Origin of the sequence: Oceanisphaera pacifica, assembly GCF_017498065.1 — a bacterium.
GTDB classification, from domain to species: Bacteria; Pseudomonadota; Gammaproteobacteria; order Enterobacterales; family Aeromonadaceae; genus Oceanimonas; species Oceanimonas pacifica.
The window spans coordinates 142,916-162,892 of the sequence record NZ_JAGDFX010000007.1 but is presented as its reverse complement, the minus strand read 5'-3'; the positions used below and the strand labels follow the sequence as shown (position 1 = coordinate 162,892).

17 protein-coding genes are annotated in these 19,977 nt (G+C 47.4%); 10 read left to right on the top strand and 7 right to left on the bottom strand.

All coding sequences use genetic code 11. From position 1 onward, the window contains the following. Window positions 1-85: 85 nt before the first annotated feature. Genes J3U76_RS07745 through J3U76_RS07730 form a run of 4 tightly spaced genes read left to right on the top strand, consistent with a single transcriptional unit; the run spans window position 86 to window position 5,128 of the window. Window positions 86-1,699, top strand: coding sequence for a cbb3-type cytochrome c oxidase subunit I (locus tag J3U76_RS07745; protein ID WP_208005390.1), 1,614 nt, complete (start codon window positions 86-88; stop codon window positions 1,697-1,699). Beyond that, a complete protein-coding gene (locus tag J3U76_RS07740) occupies window positions 1,699-2,316 on the top strand; it encodes a cbb3-type cytochrome c oxidase subunit II (protein WP_208005389.1) in 618 nt (205 codons plus the stop codon). Before J3U76_RS07745 ends, J3U76_RS07740 begins: the two co-directional genes overlap by 1 nt. A gap of 3 nt (window positions 2,317-2,319) precedes the next feature. Next, window positions 2,320-2,913, top strand: a complete 594-nt coding sequence (locus J3U76_RS07735) for a c-type cytochrome (protein WP_208005388.1) — start codon at window positions 2,320-2,322, stop codon at window positions 2,911-2,913. A 1-nt stretch (window position 2,914) separates the two neighbouring features. Further along, window positions 2,915-5,128 (top strand): heavy metal translocating P-type ATPase, encoded by a 2,214-nt coding sequence (locus tag J3U76_RS07730; protein ID WP_208005387.1) that lies wholly within the window; start codon window positions 2,915-2,917, stop codon window positions 5,126-5,128. Window positions 5,129-5,557: 429 nt separating this feature from the next. Here J3U76_RS07730 and J3U76_RS07725 read toward each other — a convergent pair whose 3' ends face one another. Then, complete coding sequence (locus tag J3U76_RS07725; protein WP_208005386.1) at window positions 5,558-6,103, bottom strand: outer membrane beta-barrel protein; 546 nt, start codon at window positions 6,101-6,103, stop codon at window positions 5,558-5,560. Between the two features lie 564 nt (window positions 6,104-6,667). Here J3U76_RS07725 and J3U76_RS07720 point away from each other — a divergent pair. Together J3U76_RS07720 and J3U76_RS07715 are read left to right on the top strand one after the other, a co-directional pair. Then, window positions 6,668-7,297, top strand: coding sequence for a PepSY domain-containing protein (locus tag J3U76_RS07720; protein ID WP_208005385.1), 630 nt, complete (start codon window positions 6,668-6,670; stop codon window positions 7,295-7,297). Between the two features lie 66 nt (window positions 7,298-7,363). Then, entirely contained in the window at window positions 7,364-8,539 is a 1,176-nt protein-coding gene (locus J3U76_RS07715; protein WP_208005384.1) for a mechanosensitive ion channel family protein, read from the top strand. Between the two features lie 23 nt (window positions 8,540-8,562). Here J3U76_RS07715 and glpD read toward each other — a convergent pair whose 3' ends face one another. From glpD to mepA, 3 genes are all read right to left on the bottom strand, one after another. After that, on the bottom strand, window positions 8,563-10,089 hold the full coding sequence (glpD, locus tag J3U76_RS07710; RefSeq protein WP_208005383.1) for a glycerol-3-phosphate dehydrogenase: 1,527 nt from the start codon (window positions 10,087-10,089) through the stop codon (window positions 8,563-8,565). After that, window positions 10,089-11,648, bottom strand: a complete 1,560-nt coding sequence (glpK, locus tag J3U76_RS07705; RefSeq protein ID WP_208005382.1) for a glycerol kinase GlpK — start codon at window positions 11,646-11,648, stop codon at window positions 10,089-10,091. The genes glpD and glpK overlap by 1 nt, the downstream gene beginning before the upstream one ends. Window positions 11,649-11,718: 70 nt before the next feature. Continuing rightward, the gene (gene mepA, locus J3U76_RS07700) at window positions 11,719-12,498 is read right to left on the bottom strand and encodes a penicillin-insensitive murein endopeptidase (protein ID WP_208005381.1); all 780 of its coding nucleotides are present in this window, start codon (window positions 12,496-12,498) and stop codon (window positions 11,719-11,721) included. A 145-nt stretch (window positions 12,499-12,643) separates the two neighbouring features. Here mepA and J3U76_RS07695 point away from each other — a divergent pair, with 145 nt between their 5' ends. Next, the gene (locus J3U76_RS07695; protein WP_208005380.1) at window positions 12,644-13,237 is read left to right on the top strand and encodes a hypothetical protein; all 594 of its coding nucleotides are present in this window, start codon (window positions 12,644-12,646) and stop codon (window positions 13,235-13,237) included. A 52-nt stretch (window positions 13,238-13,289) separates the two neighbouring features. On the opposite strand, the gene J3U76_RS07690 is transcribed toward J3U76_RS07695, so the two are convergent. The 3 genes from J3U76_RS07690 to J3U76_RS07680 are packed head-to-tail and all read right to left on the bottom strand — an operon-like array spanning window position 13,290 to window position 16,883. Beyond that, window positions 13,290-13,904: a PqiC family protein gene (locus tag J3U76_RS07690; RefSeq protein ID WP_208005379.1), complete on the bottom strand. Its 615-nt coding sequence runs from the start codon at window positions 13,902-13,904 to the stop codon at window positions 13,290-13,292. After that, window positions 13,904-15,538: an intermembrane transport protein PqiB gene (gene pqiB, locus J3U76_RS07685; protein WP_208005378.1), complete on the bottom strand. Its 1,635-nt coding sequence runs from the start codon at window positions 15,536-15,538 to the stop codon at window positions 13,904-13,906. The genes J3U76_RS07690 and pqiB overlap by 1 nt, the downstream gene beginning before the upstream one ends. After that, window positions 15,531-16,883 carry a paraquat-inducible protein A gene (locus tag J3U76_RS07680; RefSeq protein ID WP_243454128.1) on the bottom strand — a complete coding sequence of 451 codons (1,353 nt, stop codon included), beginning with the start codon at window positions 16,881-16,883 and terminating at the stop codon, window positions 15,531-15,533. The genes pqiB and J3U76_RS07680 overlap by 8 nt, the downstream gene beginning before the upstream one ends. A 215-nt stretch (window positions 16,884-17,098) precedes the next feature. Here J3U76_RS07680 and J3U76_RS07675 point away from each other — a divergent pair, with 215 nt between their 5' ends. From J3U76_RS07675 to J3U76_RS07665, 3 genes are read left to right on the top strand one after another with little or no spacing between them, the layout of a single operon-like run. Beyond that, window positions 17,099-17,470, top strand: coding sequence for a response regulator transcription factor (locus tag J3U76_RS07675; protein WP_208005376.1), 372 nt, complete (start codon window positions 17,099-17,101; stop codon window positions 17,468-17,470). After that, window positions 17,467-18,096 carry a chemotaxis protein CheC gene (locus J3U76_RS07670; RefSeq protein WP_208005375.1) on the top strand — a complete coding sequence of 210 codons (630 nt, stop codon included), beginning with the start codon at window positions 17,467-17,469 and terminating at the stop codon, window positions 18,094-18,096. Before J3U76_RS07675 ends, J3U76_RS07670 begins: the two co-directional genes overlap by 4 nt. Then, window positions 18,093-19,943: a diguanylate cyclase domain-containing protein gene (locus J3U76_RS07665; RefSeq protein ID WP_208005374.1), complete on the top strand. Its 1,851-nt coding sequence runs from the start codon at window positions 18,093-18,095 to the stop codon at window positions 19,941-19,943. Before J3U76_RS07670 ends, J3U76_RS07665 begins: the two co-directional genes overlap by 4 nt. The last annotated feature ends 34 nt before the right edge of the window (window positions 19,944-19,977 follow it).

Genomic DNA, 19,977 nt, shown 5'->3' with positions numbered 1-19,977 from the left:
GCCACTGTCAAGAAACCTGCTTGATTTTATATGGTTAGCAACCATACTCAAAATATGTATCCCATATGAACAAATAGGATTCATTATGACGCCTACTATAGCACTTTTGCTTATTATTACGTTCTTGCTGTCAACTGTGGGCTTACTGTTATTGATTTGGTCTATTGCCACCAATCAATTCAGCCAAAGCCAAGCTGCGGCTCGTACTATTTTCTCGCCCGGTGAAGAAGGGCACAGTGAAGACCCCGCCCTAGAGGGAGCGCCCCCGTATGTGGTGGATAAAAAAATTGATGATGAGGCGGTTAATGCGCGCTGGCTGGCCGACCACTCCTCTAAACCTGCAGTATTAACCTGGCTAACGTCAGCCGTTATTTGGTTATTAATCGGCTCTATGTATGGGCTTTTTTCATCCATTAAAATGCACTATCCCGAGTTTTTAGCCGACAGTGCCTGGTGGACCTTTGGTCGTATTCGCCCCATGCACCTTAATGCGGTGACTTATGGCTGGGCGTCTATGGCAGGCATAGGGGTAATATTATTTTTAATTCCTCGGTTATTTAAAACCCCTTTATATGGCACTAAATATGCCATTACGGGGGCGGTAATCTGGAATATTGGCATGCTGTTTGGGCTAGGGGCCATTAATCTCGGGCTGTCGGATGGTCAAGAGTGGCTGGAGTTTCCTTGGCAAATAGACACCTTGTTTGTGGTGGCGGGGGCTTTGTGTGCCATACCTTTACTTATTACCTGCGCAAAACGTACCGAGCCCCATTTATATGTGTCTAGCTGGTACTTTTTAGCCGCGTTAGTTTGGTTTCCTTTTTTATTTTTTATTGCCAATGCGCCTTATCTTTTCCCCGGTGCCACTGGGGCCACGGTAAATTGGTGGTTTGCGCATAATGTGCTGGGCTTGTGGGTCACGCCCATTGGTATTGGTACCGCGTATTATTTGATTCCTAAAATATTGGGCCGGCCGATTATTTCTTATAAGTTATCACTGATTGGTTTTTGGTCGTTGGCTTTATTTTATAGCCAAGTGGGGATTCACCACATTATTGGTGGGCCCATTCCAACTTGGTTGGTCACGCTCTCTATTGTGCACAGTGTGATGATGTCGGTACCGGTTATTACAGTGGCCATTAACCACCACGGTACTATGTGGGGGCATTTTTCGATGCTAAAAGACTCACCGACTTTGCGCTTTGTTTGGATTGGTGCCTTGATGTATACCGCCTCTTCATTACAAGGTTCAATGGAAGCCTTGCGCAGTATTAACGTAATCACCCACTTTACCCACTACACAGTGGCTCATGCCCACTTAGGTATGTATGCCTTTTTAAGCTTTATTTTATTTGGGGCAGTGTACTTTATTATGCCGCGTTTAACCGATTGGGAATGGCCATGGCGTCGGATGATCAGCCTGCATTTTTGGTTAGTGGCCAGTGGTATTTTAATTTATTTTGTATCGCTCACCACCGCAGGCTGGTTGCAAGGGGTTGCCTTGCTTGATGCGAAAACGCCTTTTCTTGAAATTGTACAAATGACAATCCCGTATCTACAAGGTCGTACCTTAGGCGGCAGTTTAATGACCCTAGGTCACATTGTGTTTGCGGTGCACTTTATTGCCATGTTGAAACGTAGCGGTACGGCAAAAAATGAGCCCACCCTGTTCCGTGTTAGCGCCAAGGAGGTTTCATAATGAAACGTGCTCTCGCCATTATGGTAGGTGCTGCATTTATTTTGCTGCTTGCCACCTTAACGCTGGTTGTATTGCCTTATATCCAAATGTCGACCGAGGCGGTGCCACCGGATCTTAAACCTTATACCGAGCAAGAGCTGGCGGGTCGTCAATCTTATATTGCCAATGGATGTGTCTATTGCCACAGCCAGCAGCCCCGAGACCCAAGCTTTGCAACCGGTGACAGAGACCGCGGTTGGGGCCGCCCTGGGGTGCCGGGGGATTATGCCTATGATAAGCCGCATTTATTAGGCACCATGCGCACTGGGCCTGACTTGTTCAATATAGGGGCGCGTCAGCCCAGTGAAGATTGGCATTTAATTCACTTATATAACCCGCAAGCGGTAATGAAAGGCAGCATAATGCCGCCTTATCGCTTTTTGTTTAAAGAAGTGGATAAAGCCGGTGTCAATGATCGAGTGGTGAATATTCCGCCGCCTTATGGGCCTGAATCAGGGCAAGTGGTGGCCACCGATGAAGCTAAGGCCTTAGTGGCGTATTTATTGGCGCTCGATCATACCTACCCTGCGCCTACGCTACCCAAAGCAGAGCCCACCTCTGACACAGATAAGGAGTAAATGATGAGTCAAAATGAACATCGAGCGCAACGACGCGAAGCTCCAGAGCCAGAAGAAGGGGCTCGCGGAGTACCTAAAATTGTTATCGCTTGGATACTGGTGTTATTAGTATGGGGTGTTGGTTATTACAGCTGGCAGATAGGCAAGCCCATGTTAGGCGGCGACAGTCGCAGTGCGCCTGAGCAGGTGGTGGCTAACACTGAATCCGGTGGCAGCGGCATTGATGGTGGCGCTATTTACAATGCGCAGTGTAGTGCTTGTCACCAAGCTACGGGGCAGGGGATACCGGGGGCATTTCCGCCGTTGGCCGAAAGTGAATGGCTGTTAGCGGATCCTAAAATAGCGGTGTCTATTGTGCATGATGGCTTACAAGGCCCGATTGAAGTGCACGGCGCAACCTTTGCCGGTGTGATGCCGCCCTTTGGTGGTAACTTGTCTAATGCAGAAATTGCAGCGGTGCTCACTCATGTAAGAAGTGAATGGGGCAATGATGCCAGTAGCGTTGACGTTGACTTGGTTGAGGCCCATGAAGCCGAGTACGGGCAGCGTGGCCCTTGGACAGCTGAGGAGTTAACGGCAGAGTTTGGGGCGCCTTAATATGCAATCTAGCGCCACATGCCCAGACCTTATTGATGAGTGTGCCCAAGTTGAGTCGGGCACACCTGATAACAGCGCTGTTTTTATGGTGCAGGGAATGCGATGTGGTAGCTGTGCAATTGCCATAGAGGCGGTATTAAAAAAACAAGCCAATGTGAGTGATGCAGCGGTGAACTTTTCCGCCGACATCGCCATGATCCATTGGCAACAACATAAACCAGATATCACCTTACTTAAGCGTGCCGTGGCACGCTTAGGTTATGAGTTACACACCTCTACCAATCCAGAACGCAGTGCCCAACACGCCCACAAAATGCGCTTGCAGTTACAACTGCGCTTAGCCGTGGCTGTGGTGTTAGGCATGTGGAGCATGATGCCTGCTATTTTGCTGTATCTTGCCCCTTTTGGGGCGGTAGAGCCCGAATATCAATGGGCACTTGCTTTGGCCAATGGCCTGTTTGCTATCCCGGTTATTTTATATTCAGGTAGCCATTTTTATCGGGTGGGTTGGCGTACTTTATTGGCCGGCGCGCCCGGGCTTGATAGTTTAATTACGTTGGCGGTCATCGCCGCCTGCGGCATTTCAATATGGCAACTAAATGCCGGATCACATCATGTGTATTTTGACGCCGCGGTAATGCTAATTACCTTTCAACTGATTGCCCGATTGCTCGACAGTAGCGTACGCAGGCGCGCATCTGAGGTGGTGCACCGTTATTTTCAGGCCATACCAGACACTGTGACGGTGAAAAATGACGCGGGTGAATGGGTAGAGCAGTCTGCGGATATGATAAAGCCTGGGCAGAGTGTAGCCTTGCATGCAGGGCAACAGCTGGCGCTAGATGGCGTGGTTAAATCTGGCAGTGGCCAGGCTGATTTATCACTGTTAACCGGCGAGCATGCCCCACAAGTCATGACCGCAGGCGATGAACTGTTAGCCGGTTGCACTGTGTTAGAAGGTGAGCTCGAGCTGATTATTACGGCAAGTGTCGGAGAACGGCGCATTGACCGTTTATCGCACTCTATTAGTGATGTGTTGAGCCGCAAAACTGCCTTACAGCAGTTAACCGATCGTATTGCCCGCGCTTTAATCCCCATTATTATGGTCGCCGCAGTATTTGCTGTGTTGCTCGCGTTATGGCAAGGCATGCCGGTGGCCGAGTCTATTGCCCGTGGCGTGGCGGTGCTGATTGTTAGTTGCCCCTGCGCCTTAAGTTTGGCGATTCCGTTAGTGGTTACCATGGGACATAGCAGTATGTTGCAACAAGGCATAGTGCTGCGTGATCCGAGTGCATTAGAGTCGGCGGCCAATATTAAGGTGGTGGTGTTTGATAAAACCGGCACCCTCACCACAGCTGAGCCCAGTGTGCAGAGCGTGCAGCCTGCATCTGGGGTAAGTGAAAATGAGCTGTTGCAACTGGCAACTCATATTTTGCATGAGGCGGTGCACCCTACGGCAAAAGGATTGCAGGCCTTGCTGGGAGATAAGTTTGTATCTGAACTGCCAGGCATGCGAGAAAGCATTGTTGGTGAAGGCACGCGTTGGCACAGCGGCCAAGGTGTGGCATTAGCAGGGCGGGCGAGCTGGTTAATTGAACAAGGTGTCGCCTTGCCGCCACTCATTCATAGCGGCATGCAGTTACACCTAGCAAGCCAAGGGCACTATAAGGGCAGTATTTATTTTCACGAAACCGTCAGAGAGGGCGTGGCAGAGACCATTCATACTTTGCGCCAGCGAGGGGTAGCGGTATATCTTTTAAGTGGAGACACTCAGCAGGCGTGTTCTGAACTCGCCGCACGAGTAGGCATAGAGCCCAGTCAGGTATTGTTTGAGCGCACGCCTGAACAAAAGCACCGCTTTATTGAAGCACTAGAGAAAAAAGCTCAGGTGGCGTTTGTGGGTGATGGTCTTAACGATGGTCTGGCATTAGCCGGAGCAGGCTTAGGTATTGCTGTGGGACAGGCTTCATCTGCAACCGGTATGGCAGCGGCCATTTATTTGTCTGAAGGCGTTACTCGCGTACCAGTAACACTTGAGTTGGCATATCAGTCGCGCACCTTAATGTATCAAAACCTCTTTTGGGCGTTGGCCTATAATGCACTCGTGATCCCCCTAGCCCTATGGGGCTGGATACATCCGGTGATTGCCGCTATCGCCATGTCGTTAAGCAGCGTATGCGTATTATTTAATAGTGTAAGAGCGGCTAAGAAATAGCTTTCAGCTTTCAGCGTTCAGCTATCAGTTTAAACCCTGAACACGGTTTTGTTTTTTCGTAGGGTCGAATTCATTCGACCAAAAGAGCCGTCAGCTTTCAGTTTAAAAACTAACCCTAAACATCTATGTAGAGGCCGCTTCAGCTGGTCGATGGCGCGTAGCGGCATTTCTTAGCAGAGTTGTCAGCTTTCAGTTAAATAAAAAACCAACCTAAACACCCATGTAGAGGTGCACCACAATGCTACAAAAAGCTGTGTTTGTCTTTAACTGACAGCTTACGGCTGACAGCTATCAGCTAAAAACATCGGTTTTGTTTTTTCGTACAGCGGCCAGCGTAAGGCTTTCAGCTAAAAAAGAAACGGCCAACCCTAGGGTTGGCCGTTTATTGTGCTTATTGTAACTTGTCTATGTTAACCAGTCAGGCAACAATTAGAAGTTGTAACCCATACCTACTGTGTAGTCCCAGCTACCGTTAGAGGAGTTGTCTTTAGCGCTACTTCCGCTGTCAAACAAGAAGCTATATTCTGCACGGGCCTGTACGAAAGTTGAAGGCAACACATAGTACTTAGCACCTAATTCTAGGCCTGCAGTACCGGTGTTTTTTGCGTGGTTATAGTATTTAACGCCTAAGTTAGCACCAACAAATGGACGGAACTGGTTTTGACCAAACTGGTAGTCGATATAACCTTTAGTGGTACCTGCCCAGTCGTCACTGCCATTATCTACTGAACCCCAAGCTACACCTTGACGAACACCGGCGATGACTTGATCGGTTAAGTACCAGCCCATTTCACCTGATAGGCCCATGGCACCGTTATCGAATTCTTTGTCACTGGTACCCGCACCACTGATAGTGAACTCACGGTCGCCGGCTTGTGGGCCAAAAGTTTGATTGGCAGTTTGAGCGTGAGAAAGAGCGGGGAGCAATAAAGCGCTTGTGCATACTGCTAGTGATACTTTTTTGAATGCTTTCATGAAAAATCCCTCACATATATGTTTTGGTTTTTATCGTAAAAATAAGCTGTATAGCAGATTGAAAGAATCACAAAACTTAGTTCCTTAAGTTGTGATTCACCATACGCGCTGTGCTGAGCTCCATTCAAGTTAATTCACACTCTATGTTTAGCGATCGAGAGGGGCAATGTCAAATATCATTACAACAGAAACTTCAGTGTGAAAAAGTAGGTTGCTTTACACTGACTTTTTTGATGGGCGTTATCATGCAAATCGATTAATAAATAAGTAGTTAAGTTGAAAGATGAGCGTAATGCCGCTGTTTATGGGGGTTGTAGAGTATATGATGGGCTGAATGATCATCAGTACAGAACGATTTTAAGCATAAAATAGGATGGAAATTAGGACTCAAATGGTATCTTGGTTGGTTGTTAAATACTCAGCTTAGTCGCGACGCAAAATGACGCGCTCTTTTTTTAGTAGCCAAAATACAACTAAAAAATTGTAAACTCTGAGCAAATAAAATTCACTTTTTGTTGTAAAGCAACGATAAAAAGAGCACATCAACCACTGGTAGATCAAATAATGAGCAACAAAGTAATGAAGAAAAGAGTGGTTCATAAAGTAATGGGCATACTGTTAGTAATCCCTTTAGTGGTGTGGGCATTCAGTGGGGCGATTTTTTTTATAAAACCGGGCTATCAAGCCGCTTTTGCTCCGTTAATGGTAAAAACTTATCCACTTGACGCCGACTTATCAATTACGCCAGATCCGCAGTGGCAAGAATTACGACTGCTAAAAACGGTATTGGGCGAGCATTTGTTGGTAACAACAGCAAGCGGGCCTTTGCATGTAAATGCTCATACTCTTTTACCTATGCCCGTTCCCAGTTTAGAGCAGTTACACTTATTATTAAGTGATGCTATTGCCCAACGCCCGATGCGTTATGGTGAGCTAACCACGCTTGAAGGTGGTGAAACCAGCCACGGCTATACCAGTACCGGCGTTAAACTGACGCTTAATTGGCCGCGTTTACAGTTACAACAAGCGGGCACAGACACACGAGTGATTAATGGGGTGTATCGGCTGCATTACTTACAATGGACACCCTATGAAAGGGTTAATCAGATACTGGGGTTTGTGGGGCTGGCGCTGTTATTGGGACTGGCCTTGAGCGGTGTTGTCTTGTTATTGCGATCGTCACCAGAAAAATAACACAGGTCGCTATATTATTAGCGGTCGTCAACATACTAATATTGACGATAAAACAAGGATGTATTTATGGCGACATTAAGCGTTTCTCAATTATGGGAACAATTATGGACACAGTTTGAGCGAAGCATTGAAGAGACCACGCATGCCCTAGGGATGAAAGGGCTGCATTGGCAAGAGCTGTTGGTGGCCATGGTTGGCCAGCTGCTGGTGTCTGCAATGATACTGCTGTTATTTGTCGCCCTCTACTGGATGCTGGCTAATGTACTTAAATTGCTCTTAGGGCGCTGGCGTTATGGAGCAAAGCCCTTTATAGCGGCCAGAATGGTACTGCGCTACTTATTGGGGTTGGCTTTTATTGTTGGTCTATTTGCACAATACGGAGCCCCCGAAAATGTATTAAAAGGCAGTGCTCGTGCAGGGTTAATGGCGTTGTCGTTTTACGTGGTTTGGTTATTACTGTCTCGTGCGCTCACCTCTAATTTATCACGTCATCATATTGATTCTTCACTTGAGCAGTTATGTAAAAACACCTTATCGGTGGCGCTTATTGCCATGGGAAGCATTACGGTATTGGCTCAGTTTGGGTTTGATGTGTTGTCAATTATTGCCGGCTTAGGCATTGTGGGTATTGCCGTTGGCTTTGCTGCGCAGTCGACCTTGGCAAACTTTATTGCGGGCATTACCCTGCTTATCGAGCGGCCATTTCGTATAGGTGACTGGGTTAAAATTCACGGGGAAGAAGGCCGCGTGGTACGGATTGCATTTCGTACGACTTGGCTGCGCACCCGCGATAATATTTTTACCATGATCCCGAATGAAAGTGTGGCTACATCAGATATCGTTAACTTTAGTGTTGAGGGCTCAACACGTATTCGTATTCCGCTAGGTATTGGCTATAAAGAATCGGTTGCCGAGGTACGTGCCCTTATTATGCCTATTCTGAAGGCGCACCCTTTAGTGGTGTGTAACCAAGAGCTAAAACCCCGTGTGCAAATGCGTGAAATTGGCGAGTCGGCGTTAATCTTGAGTGCGCAAGTGTGGGTACAGGCTAAAGATGTAGAAATAAAAGGCCGAATTTCGTGTGAGCTGCTCGAAAGTCTACAACAAGCGTTAGAAGATGCAGGCATTGAGCTGCCTTATCAGAATGTTCAATTGCATTTAGATGAAGCCAAAGCGCTGGCTCCTTGGCTTGAGCCCAAAGAGACGCAAGAGCCTGATGTTAAAAACAACCCCAAAGATTAGCGCGGATAAAGATGAGAGCTTAGTTAAAGAGTGTGCTTCGCCTGCATATATTGCTGTAGGCGAGCGATTTGTTGCTCATTAAAGCTGAGCCCTAGTTTAGTTCGACGCCATAAAATATCGTTTGCGTTATAGGCCCACTCTTGGCGCATTAAATAATCCACTTCTGCTTGATATAAACCACAACCAAAATGTTCCCCCAATGCTTGATAGCCTGGTTTAGTGTGATTTGAGTGTTGAGTTTTTGGCAAAAACTCAACACATAAGCGGCCATAGCTGCGCACCCAGCGTTGCAACTCTGAGTGATTTAACCAAGGGTAATGCTGGCGCAACTGGGCAATTAATGCCGGCTGCGAGCTAAAGTCTCCGCCTGGCAGAGTGGCGTCTTTTGTCCAAGGCGCGCTTATGTGTGCAAAATAAGGGCTAATAGCATTAACTGCGTCTTCGCTCAGTAAACGATAAGTGGTGAGCTTACCCCCAAATACCGACAATAAAGGCGCGCCGCCTTGGGGAGCATCGACAGTAAAGCGGTAATCTCGTGAGGCCGTTTGGGCTTGTTGGCCTGCAGCTTGGCCGGCTTCAATAAGAGGGCGCACCCCCGCATAACTCCATACCACGTCTTTGGCACTAATCTGTTGGCTAAAATGATCGTTGGCAACCTGACACAAATAGTCTATTTCGTCGGTACTAATGGCCACTTGAGCCGGATCACCTTGGTAGTCTACATCTGTTGTGCCAATCAGAGAAAAGTGCTGTTCATAGGGGATCACAAACACAATACGATGATCGATGTGTTGCAAAATATACGCCTGAGGCTGACTGTGTAACTGAGGTACCACTATATGACTGCCTTTTACTAATCTCAGCTGTTGCGGCGCGGCCTGTTCAATCACCTTATCAAATACAGAGCTTGCCCACGGGCCGGCGGCATTAATCAGTACTTTAGCGCGATAATGTTGCTGGGTGTGGGTATCGGCATTTTCCAATATGACCTGCCATACGCCTTGTGTTCGTTGTGCGCTAATGCAGGCGGTTCTGGGTTTAATTTCGGCTCCGTGCTGCTGTGCCGCCATGGCACACAACACCACCAAACGGGCGTCATCTACCCAGCCATCTGAATATTCAAAGCCTTTGGTAAAACTGCTTTTTAATGGGCTATTGGTACTAAAGCGTACACTGTGTGACGAGGGTAATTGGCTGCGTTTGGCAAGATGATCGTACAAATATAAGCCAAGGCGCAGCATCCAAGCTGGGCGAAGTGCGCCTTGGTGGGGCAGACGAAAGCGCAGTGGCCACATAATATGCGGAGCATTGGCTAATAAAACTTCACGCTCAGCAAGGGCTTTTTTGACTAAGGCAAATTCATAGTGCTCTAAATAGCGCAGCCCGCCATGAATAAGCTTGCTGCTATTAGAAGAAGTGGCAGAGGCTAAATCGTGCATTTCACATAAGGCGACCTTAAGCCCACGGCCTGCGCCATCCATGGCAATGCCCACGCCATTGACGCCGCCACCAATTACCAATACATCTACATCAGTCACGTTTGTAGGCATTATGTTTCCTCGGGTCTGTCAGCGGTATTTTCCCAGTGTTGAGAGCGAGTTACGGCTTTTTTCCAGCCTTGATAGAGCGTCTCGCGTTGCGATTGACGCATGGCAGGGGTAAAGCGTTGACCTTGGATTAACATTTGGCTGAGTTGTTCAGTATTTTGCCATATCCCCACGGCTAAACCGGCTAAAAAAGCAGCTCCTAAGGCGGTGGTTTCAAGCAGCGTTGGGCGAACCACGTCAATATCACTGATATCTGCTTGAAACTGCATCAATATATCGTTGGCCACGGCACCGCCATCTACTTTTAATGCCGATAAAGCAATGCCTGCATCTTGTTGCATGGCGTGTAATACATCTTGGCTTTGATAAGCAATGGCCTCGAGGGCTGCCCGAATAATATGATTGCGATTGGCTCCTCGACTCAAGCCCATTAAGGTGCCGCGAGCATAAGGGTCCCAGTAGGGCGCGCCTAAGCCAACAAAGGCCGGCACTAAATAGACACCATTAGTGTGACTGACCTTGCCGGCAAAATACTCGGTATCTTCTGCAGAGCGTATTAAGCCCAGTTCATCGCGCAGCCATTGAATAATAGCGCCGCCCATAAATACCGAACCTTCTAAGGCGTAATTAACCTCGCCCTGTGCGCCAATGGCTAAGGTGGTGAGCAGGCCAAACTGTGAACGTACCTTTTGCAGCCCTGTATTCATTAATAAAAAGCAGCCAGTGCCATAGGTATTTTTAGCCATGCCTTTATTTACGCATAGTTGACCAAACAGCGCGGCTTGTTGATCCCCTGCCACACCGGCAATGGCGACTTTGCCGCCGTTATTGCTTATCTCTTTATCGGCTAAGCCAATGCCACTGCCGCCTAAATAGGCATAGCCAAATATCTCCCCTGAGGCTTTTACCTCAGGCAAAAGTGAACGAGGAATAGCGAGCGCCTTTAGCAGTTTATCGTCCCAGGTAAGGGTGTTGATATTAAATAGCATGGTGCGTGATGCATTGGTGTAATCGGTTGCATGCACACGGCCTTCGGTTAGCTTCCAAATCAGCCAAGTGTCTATGGTGCCAAATAATAATTCACCACGCTCGGCTTGCTCGCGGGCACCTTCTACATTATCTAGTAGCCATTTTATCTTTGTGCCCGAAAAATAAGCATCAATCACTAAACCTGTTTGCTCTTGCACATAGTCACTGAGTCCGTCTGCTGTTAACTGCTCACATATCTCTGCCGTGCGCCGACATTGCCAGACAATGGCGTTATAAATAGGGCGCCCAGTATGCTTATTCCAAATAACCGTGGTTTCACGCTGATTGGTAATGCCGATGGCTGAAATATCGGTGGGCGACATGCCGGTTTTTGCTAATACCTCGGTTAGGGTTGCTCGTTGGCTGGCCCAAATTTCCATGGCGTCGTGCTCTACCCAACCCGTCTGAGGGTAAATTTGGGCAAACTCCCGCTGGGCACAGCCCTGTATTTGTGCTCGATCATCAAAAATAATGGCGCGCGACGAAGTCGTGCCTTGATCAAGGGCAATCACATATTGAGGGGAGGATGGCATAAGGGACTCCTTATTAAACAGCGCAGTATTAATACACTTTTAAGCATAACAAGATAAATCGGTCACTGTATTACTTGACCCAGCCTTGGCATTGTTTTGGTAGCGTAGGGCGATAAGGTTTGCGCTTTCCACCACTGCTTAAGCGTCCGTCTTTATCATTAATCCAACTGGCCAGCTCACTGCCGCACCCTGTGCCTGGGGTCACGGGTGCTTGTGGTTCGCAGTGGCTATCCCCCGTTGGGCAATGCAACCTCACATGAATATGTTTAGAGTGACCAAACCAAGGGCGTAAGCGACTTAACCAAGGGGCGTCACCATAGGCTTTGCACATGGCTTGTTTAATTAAAGGGTGAACAAAAATTCGGCTCACCTTTGGGTCTTGTGCGGCTAAAGCAATCAGTAAACGCTGCTGATCTTTAAAATGAGGGCTAAGAGTATAGTGGCTATGGTTGACCATATCTTGTGCTGACAGTGTTTCTAGTTGTCGGCTATCAATGGTGTGGGGCGGGGTACGCAGCCAAATATCGGCGTCTAGGCCCGACTGATGGCTACGGTGGCCATAAGCAAAAGGCCCACCGCGCTCTTTTGCCATATCGGCCACTAACATGGCAGGAAATTGCGCCTGATCGAGCTTATTGCCTAAATTTTGCAAATACTCAATTAAGGAGCTTTGACCGTAATACCGCTCGCGGCTGGCGCGAAGCACATAAAATCCGGGGCCAAACGGTGGCAAGGCTTGGGCGTTAAATTGGCATCCTGCAGCATAGCCACCCACGGCTTGTGCCACTACGGTATTGGGCAGTAAAGCAGAGAAAACGATTAAGCCTAACAGGCGGATCCATTGCTTCATTTGGCGCGCTCCTTGCTTATTTTGTTATTGAATTCTAAGTCTATTATCCGATTGTTTTGCTATGTTAGCACCGCCTTAGCGCTGTTATTTATAAAGAACGGTTTTTTTGTTAATCTAGGGCACTTTTTGGTTAATTGGAATACTCATGACAGTGCAACGCATGTCGTTAACGTCGCTGCTCGCACAGCCGTTAGACTTTGTATTAACCCCTCCTGCTTTTCGCTTTTATATGACCCACGGACTCGCGTTATTGGCAAGTCTTGGGGTGGTAATTTGGACCATATGGGATGCCCAAGGCGGTTTTGAGCTGATTCACTGGGTGGGGGTGCTATTTGGCGGTGCTGTGTTACTAATGAGCCTATGGCCGGCCAGTTGGAACCGCCAACGTTTTATTAACTTAGCCTTTGATGAACAGCATCTTTATTTAGTCAACGGGAACAATGATGAGGCGGTTGCTGTACCCAGAGAGCGGGTATGTGCGGTAAATAAAGATAAATTACCCGGCCACGATGGGGCCATTATTGCGTTTAGTATCGATTTATCATTAAACGAAGCTGAACTTGCGCAGGTGCAAGACACCCTAGATGCCAAAGTAGAAGAGCGCTTTCAATTAGGTGATGAGCGTTATCGCTTTGGTTTTGTTGCTAACTGGCAAAGGCGCCGTCAACTACTGACCGCTGTGTCAGTGTTGGCCCCCATAGTCGTCGAGCCTGAGGTAATTGAAGAAGATTGGGATTAAACCACCGCATTACAATAATGCGGTAGTGGGTTTTGGGCCTTACTTTTGTACTTTACTTTTGCACTACCTGTAAGGTGATATCATCAGCAAGCTGTTCCCAGCTCTGTCCTAGCGCACGTACTAGAGCAGGGTAGCCGTCTTTCTCTAGTGGGGTACTAATACTAAAACCTTGCTGGTTTAGTAGCTGACCGCTGCCGTTTAATAATTGCCACTGGCCGGTTAATAGCGCATCGCCTGCTGTTAGCCCTTGAAAACGGGTGACCTGTACTCGTACATCGCGCACGGGTAACTCGGCTTGTAAGGGCTGGCCTTTGCTTACTACTTGCGATTGCGGCAGGTTAAGCGCCAAACGTTGTTGCAGTTGTTGCTGTAGTTGCTGGCTAATACCCTCTGCCCATAAGTGCTGGCGTGCTTGATACACTTCAATATCATTTAACTGCATAACAATGCCGTCGCTGTCTAGGTGACCGGCAATACGCACCGGTGACACTGTAATGGCCATTTGCTGCTGATACTGCTGAGTAGGAGTACTACTGGGTAGCATATAAGTCGTAGGAGTAACCGTTTTGCTTGAACAGCCGCTTAGCCCCAGCAAGGCAGCCCCCACCAAGAGGGCACAGGCTGATTGACTAAAGCGCTGAGTGGGGTGCCATAGACGTGTGATCATTATTTAGCCCTCGGTTGTGGATCTTCGGTTAACTTTTTATCAAAAATAAGTGCATTGGGTTGGTCACTTAAGGTGCGCACTACAGGCTGTATGTCTCGCATGAGTTTTTCTAGGCGCGACAAGGTTTGAGTGAGTTCGTTATACCCCTGAGAGTCAGGCGCAAAGCCTTGTAGGGTATCGCGTAGCTGGCGCATAGTATTGTTAACGTTGGCCGGTAACTGCCCAGTAGCGGGATCGGCCATTAAGGCATCCACTGAGGCGGCAATATCATTGACCTTACGCATGGTCTGCTCGGTACTGGCCAAGGTGCTATTAAGTGTGTCTAACACAGGCTCAATTTTTAAGCCGTTAAGTTTATCAAGTAGGTTAGATACTTTTTGCTCTATTTGCGCAAAGCTGCCCGAGGTGGTGGGAAACACTGGCTTATTGGCAAAGGTCATCTCTTGGTGAGCAGGGGTGTCTTTATGAAAGTTTAAATCCACAAACAGCGCCCCCGTTAATAGGTTGCCGGCTTTAAGTGAGGCTCGTAGTCCGTGATTAAACATATTATTTAATCGAGTTTGCCACTGTTCAAGATCAACCTCGTCTTGGGTCTCGTCAAAACGTTGGGGCTCGATGCGGATCAGCACAGGTATAGCAAAGCGACTGAGTGAGTCGGGTTGTTGAGCACTAAAATTCCACGGCACACTCATGACGGTGCCAATGCGTACCCCTCTATATTCTACAGGTGCATTCGCGCTAAGGCCGCGTACTGTATCGTCTACAAGCAATACATATTCTAAATAATCGTTATAGCGGCCTTCTTTGGCGCTAGCTTCATCACTAAAGAGCACATAGGTGCTGTTTGCTACGGCTTGAGTGCCTTGGCCGGCATTATTAGGAATGCCAAAGGTAATGCCGCCCCCAACTAAGGATTCTAATGAGCCAACATTAACGCGAAAGCCTTCTGAGTCGAGGCGAATATCTAGGCCTGATACCGTCCAAAAACGCGAGGTGGTACTGACCAATACTTCAAAGGGAGATTGAATGTAGAGACGGTGGCGCATTTTACGCTGTTCGGGGTCAAAATCGCTGCTTTCTACACGGCCCACCGTATAGCCTTGATAAGTAATAGGATCACCAGTGGTAATGGCATTACCCACATCGCTTATCAAGGTAATACGCAACCCTGGGGCATCTGCTGGAGCGACGGGGGGTTGCTCCAGTACCTCAAATGTTTCTTGCGTTACTTCACTATTACCGGGCTGTAGTTGAATATAAGCCCCAGACAGTACTGTGCTTAAGCCGCTCACGCCTTCTCGGCCAATACGGGGTTTAACCACCCAAAACTGGGTGTCTTGGTTAAGCATATTGGCCGCTTGTGGGCTCATGCGCGCCACAATTTCAGCGTGGCTTCTGTCGTCTGATAAGCTAACTTTCTCAACTTTCCCCACTTCTACGTTGCGAGTTTTGATGAGGGTTTTACCGGCCTCTATGCCCTCGGCATTTTCCATTATCAGGGTTACAGAGGGGCCTAAACGGCTGATATTGTCATAAATCATCCAAGCACCAATAAGAAGGGCTACCAGCGGAACTATCCACACCGGAGATAAAGAGCGTTGCGTCCGGCGCGTGGCGTGTTGAGCTTCAGACATGGGGATCTTCCTTGGATAATGAGGTATGAAGAGAAGAGCTATTGACTGTTGTGGTGCGTGCCGATAACCAAATAGCCCTTGGGTCAAACATAATGGCCGCCAGCATGGTGAGTACCACCACCACAGTAAAGGATAAGGCCCCAGCACCGGGCTCAACCGACATAAGGGAGCCATTACGAATAAGCGCGACTAAAATGGCCACCACAAATACATCTACCATAGACCAGCGGCCAATAAATTCGGTAATGCGATATAAGCGCACCCGAGCCAATGGACTAAGAGCAGAGGCGGGCTGCTTTACTATATAGCACAGCCATAATAGCGCGAGCATTTTACTGACAGGCACAATAATACTGGCGGTTAAAATAATGATGGCAATGGGCCAATCCCCATTTTTAAAAAACAGTAATACCCCACCTAAAATAGTCGAGGCTTGGCTGTCCCCCAGAGAGGTAGTGATCATAATGGGATAGAGGTTAGCCGGAAAGTACATAATGGCGGCCGCGGCCAGTAGTGCCAGCGTGGTTTGATTATTGATGGTATTAAATGGATGCAGCGGTTCGTTGCAGCGTAAACAGCGATAAGGATGTTTGCGAACCGTACAAGTGGCCTCAGATAGACGGTTGACTAAGCCACAAGTGTGACAGCCCGCTAAGCCTTGCGCCGAGGCAGATTGACCTATTTGTACACTGTTAGGCGCTTTGGGTGCTGAGTTAAGCGCAAGCCATAACCAATCGCGATCAATAGATTGTGTGGTAAGCAGTAATAATAAGGCGTAGGTGCAAAAGGTCCAAAATGATAAGCCCAGCTCAATATCGGCCATGCCAACAATTTTAATTAAACTCACTAAGGTGCCAATAACAAAAACATCGGCCATCATCCAAGGGGTAACATAACCTAAAGTGCGGGCTATAAGCTGGCTATTGGGTAAAGGTTTGCCTCGGGTAATACCAATACATAGCCACAACAGGCTTAATAAGTACACTGTGGGCAAAATTATCACGGTTAGCAGTACCGATAAGGCCACCAGTGGTTGATGTAAGCTAATAAGAGTAGAGGCGGTTTCGGTGAGCTCTATACGATTACCAATGCCGCTAATATTAAAGCTTAGAAACGGAAAAGCCACCGAGAGCGCTAAGGCGATAAGAGTGGCCACCGCCAACGCCAGGCTGCGCTCGGCCGGATTAGATTGTCGGCGCACTAATGTGTGTTTGCAGCGCGGACATTCGGCTTTTTCACCGGTTTTTAAGGGGGGCAGGGCAAGCAATAAATCACACTCGCTGCAGACCCTTAGTCGCCTGCGAGACACGCGATTTATGGGCTTAGGTATAACGGTTTCAAACAATGAAAGCTCAACTATTAAGGCATTTGTTAGTAAATAATACCAATGAGTGCTTGATAATACGAACGTTTTAACTGAGCCTAAACTCATTCTGGGTTAGGCTAGCTAGATAGTAATGCGCGACAATTCTCATTTACCAACAAAGTTATTGCCAAACCATTTTAAAAGTTAACATTTTCTTTATAATAAACAGTTAAATCTCATTTGGAACTTAAACAATGACACAGGCGAATGCTATCACTTTGCTCTTGGTGGACGACAGCCGCGTGGCCCGTCTCAGTTTAATGCGTCAAATAAAAAGCTTAACGGCTGAATTTGATATTTTGCAGGCCGCCTCAGCAGATGAAGCTCAGCAACTACTTACTGAGCAAGATGCTGACATTGCGCTAATTGACTTTAATATGCCTGGGCGCGACGGGCTGGTACTGGCTGCTGAGTTACGTGAAAGCCATCCTAATATGAGAATGGCGCTGGTTACCGCGAACATTCAACAACCATTAGTTGAGCGCGCTAAAGAGTTAGGCATGGCTTTTATGGGTAAACCAACCAATGTCGATGACTTGGCCAGCTTTCTTAGGGTGACTCCATGAAAACCCTGTTGTCTAGTGATGAGCATGAGTTAGTGGTTGAGCTAATGAACATTGGCATTGGCCGTGCCGCTAATGCGCTCTCACAAATGGTGCAAGACGAGGTGCTATTATCGGTGCCTGATTTGCAGTTTTTGCATCCTACTGAAGCCAGTGGCAGTTTTTGTCATTATATGCCCGGTGCCTTGGCCGGTGTAATGCAAGATTTTAGCGGCTTTATGTCGGGCCGAGCGGCGCTGTTATTTCCTGAAGAACGCAGCCTTGAGTTAGTGCGCGCAATCTTAGGCGAAGACATGTCAGTGGGTGAAATTTCGGAGTTAGAGCAAGAGACACTCTCAGAGCTGGGTAACATTTTACTGAACAACTGTTTGGCCACTTTAGCGAATCTGCTTAATCAACAAGTGCAAACTGAAATTCCTCAAGTGTTTAATATTGAGACGCCGAATTTATTAAGTCAGTTAACCTTAGATGGCGAGCAAGATAGTGCATCTGTTATTATGTTGGTGCAGATTAAATTTAGTCTGCGTGAGCGAGATTTAGAAGGTTATCTCGCTTTTGTTATTGATGTGCACTCGGCAGATAAATTTATTGCCGCATTACAACAATATTTATCTGAGTTAATTGAATGACACAATGTCCTGCTAGACAAAGCGTATTACCTGAATTAAGCCAGAAAGCATTAGATGAAATAGAAAATGGTATTATACTGCTTGATAAGCAACAGAATGTACTGTTTTGGAATAAATGGTTAGAGCGATATAGTGGTGTTAGTGCGCAGTTAGCACTGGGTAAGCGGCTTGAGCTATTATTTGATCAAGCCTTACCAGAGGTATTACTAACGGCTGTTGAAGAGGCGTGTGAACAGCGCTTGTCTCGTTTGTTGTCTCATCAATTACACCCTAAGTTATTGCCGTTACTTAACCGCCATGCACCTGTGCATCAAACGGCCATACATCATTCTATTACCCTTAGGTCGCTACGCCATAAGGAAGTGGTGTTAGTACATATTAATAATATTACTACTGCTATTCATCGTGAACGCCATTTACGAGATAAAGAGCAGGCGCTGCGCAAGGTGCATCAGGCGCAGTCTGCAGAAAAAAAATTCATTGATACTATTTTAGAAACCATGAGTGCCTTGGTGGTGGTAACGGATCCCAGCGGTTGCATTGTCAATTTGAACCATAGTGTGGAGCTGCATACCGGTTTTACCCAGCAACAATTACAAGGCCAGCCGTTTAAAATGTTATTGGGGTTAGATGGCTTAAAGTATCTGCCCAGCGCTGAACAGTCGGCGACTAAGTTTAGTGTCTTTACTTGTCGTATGAGTAATGCCCATGGCGATCCGCTACATATTCGTTGGACGGTAAAACAAGTAAAAGAAGAAGGGCAGCCCACACGTTATCTGATTTACACTGGCCAAGATATAACGGTGCAAGACCGTGCCGATGCTTTGTTGCGTTTAGAGCGCGAAATGTTGGAAATGGCAACCAGTAATGAGTCGGCAGAGCGTATTTTTGATCATACCTGCTTGTCGTTAGAGCGCCAGCTAGAGTCTTGTCGCGTTGCTGTGGTAAAAATTAGTGCCGAGCAGCATTTACAGGTGTGCAATGGCCCCAGTTTGCCGGATTCATTTTGCCAGCAGTTGTATGCACTACAAACTGATCGCCTATTAAAAACCTTAAAGGCTAAACTAGAGCTAGGGGGCTTGCAGGCCTTTTCTGCAGAGTCAAAAGGTGAGCATTGGCATGAATGGCAGGCACTGGCCAAGCAATATAAAATGTTGGGCTGTTGGTTAATGCCGATTCAAGTAAACCCGCAAATATCGCAAAGTTTTTTAGCGATATTTCCGCGCTACCAAAGTATACCGAACGATCACGAACAAATGGTAGTAGAGCGTATTGGTCACTTGGCCGCGCTTATATTAGATCGCCAGCAGCAGCAAGAGCAAATTGCACATTTAGCCTTGTATGATTCATTAACTGGGCTGGCCAATCGTAGCTTATTGAATGAGCAGCTGGTGCGCAGCATTCACCGTGCTCAACGCGAGCCTCAGCATTTTGCATTATTGTTTATCGATTTAGATGGCTTTAAGGCGATTAACGATACTCATGGCCATAATGCAGGGGATGCATTTTTAAGAGAGCTGGGCTTGCGTTTACAGCAGCGCTTTCGCTCTACTGATTGCTGCGCCCGTATTGGCGGAGACGAGTTTGTTATTCTGTTAGAAGAGATTAGTGATGAAACAGCCGCGTTTAAGGTGGCTCAGTCCTTATTAACACTGATTGCCCAGCCTATTGAGTGGGGGGATTATCAATTGCAGGTTGGTGCTTCTATTGGGGTGGTGCTATATCCAGAAGACGGTGACAGCGCCGCTACCTTGTTAACTCGCGCCGATAATGCCATGTATCAAGCTAAGGCGAAAAGCAGAACAATAAACGATGGTAAAGGCCAAGTCGTTCGTTTAACAGACTAAAGAGCTTAGGCCATATAGCAAAAACACAGAGCCT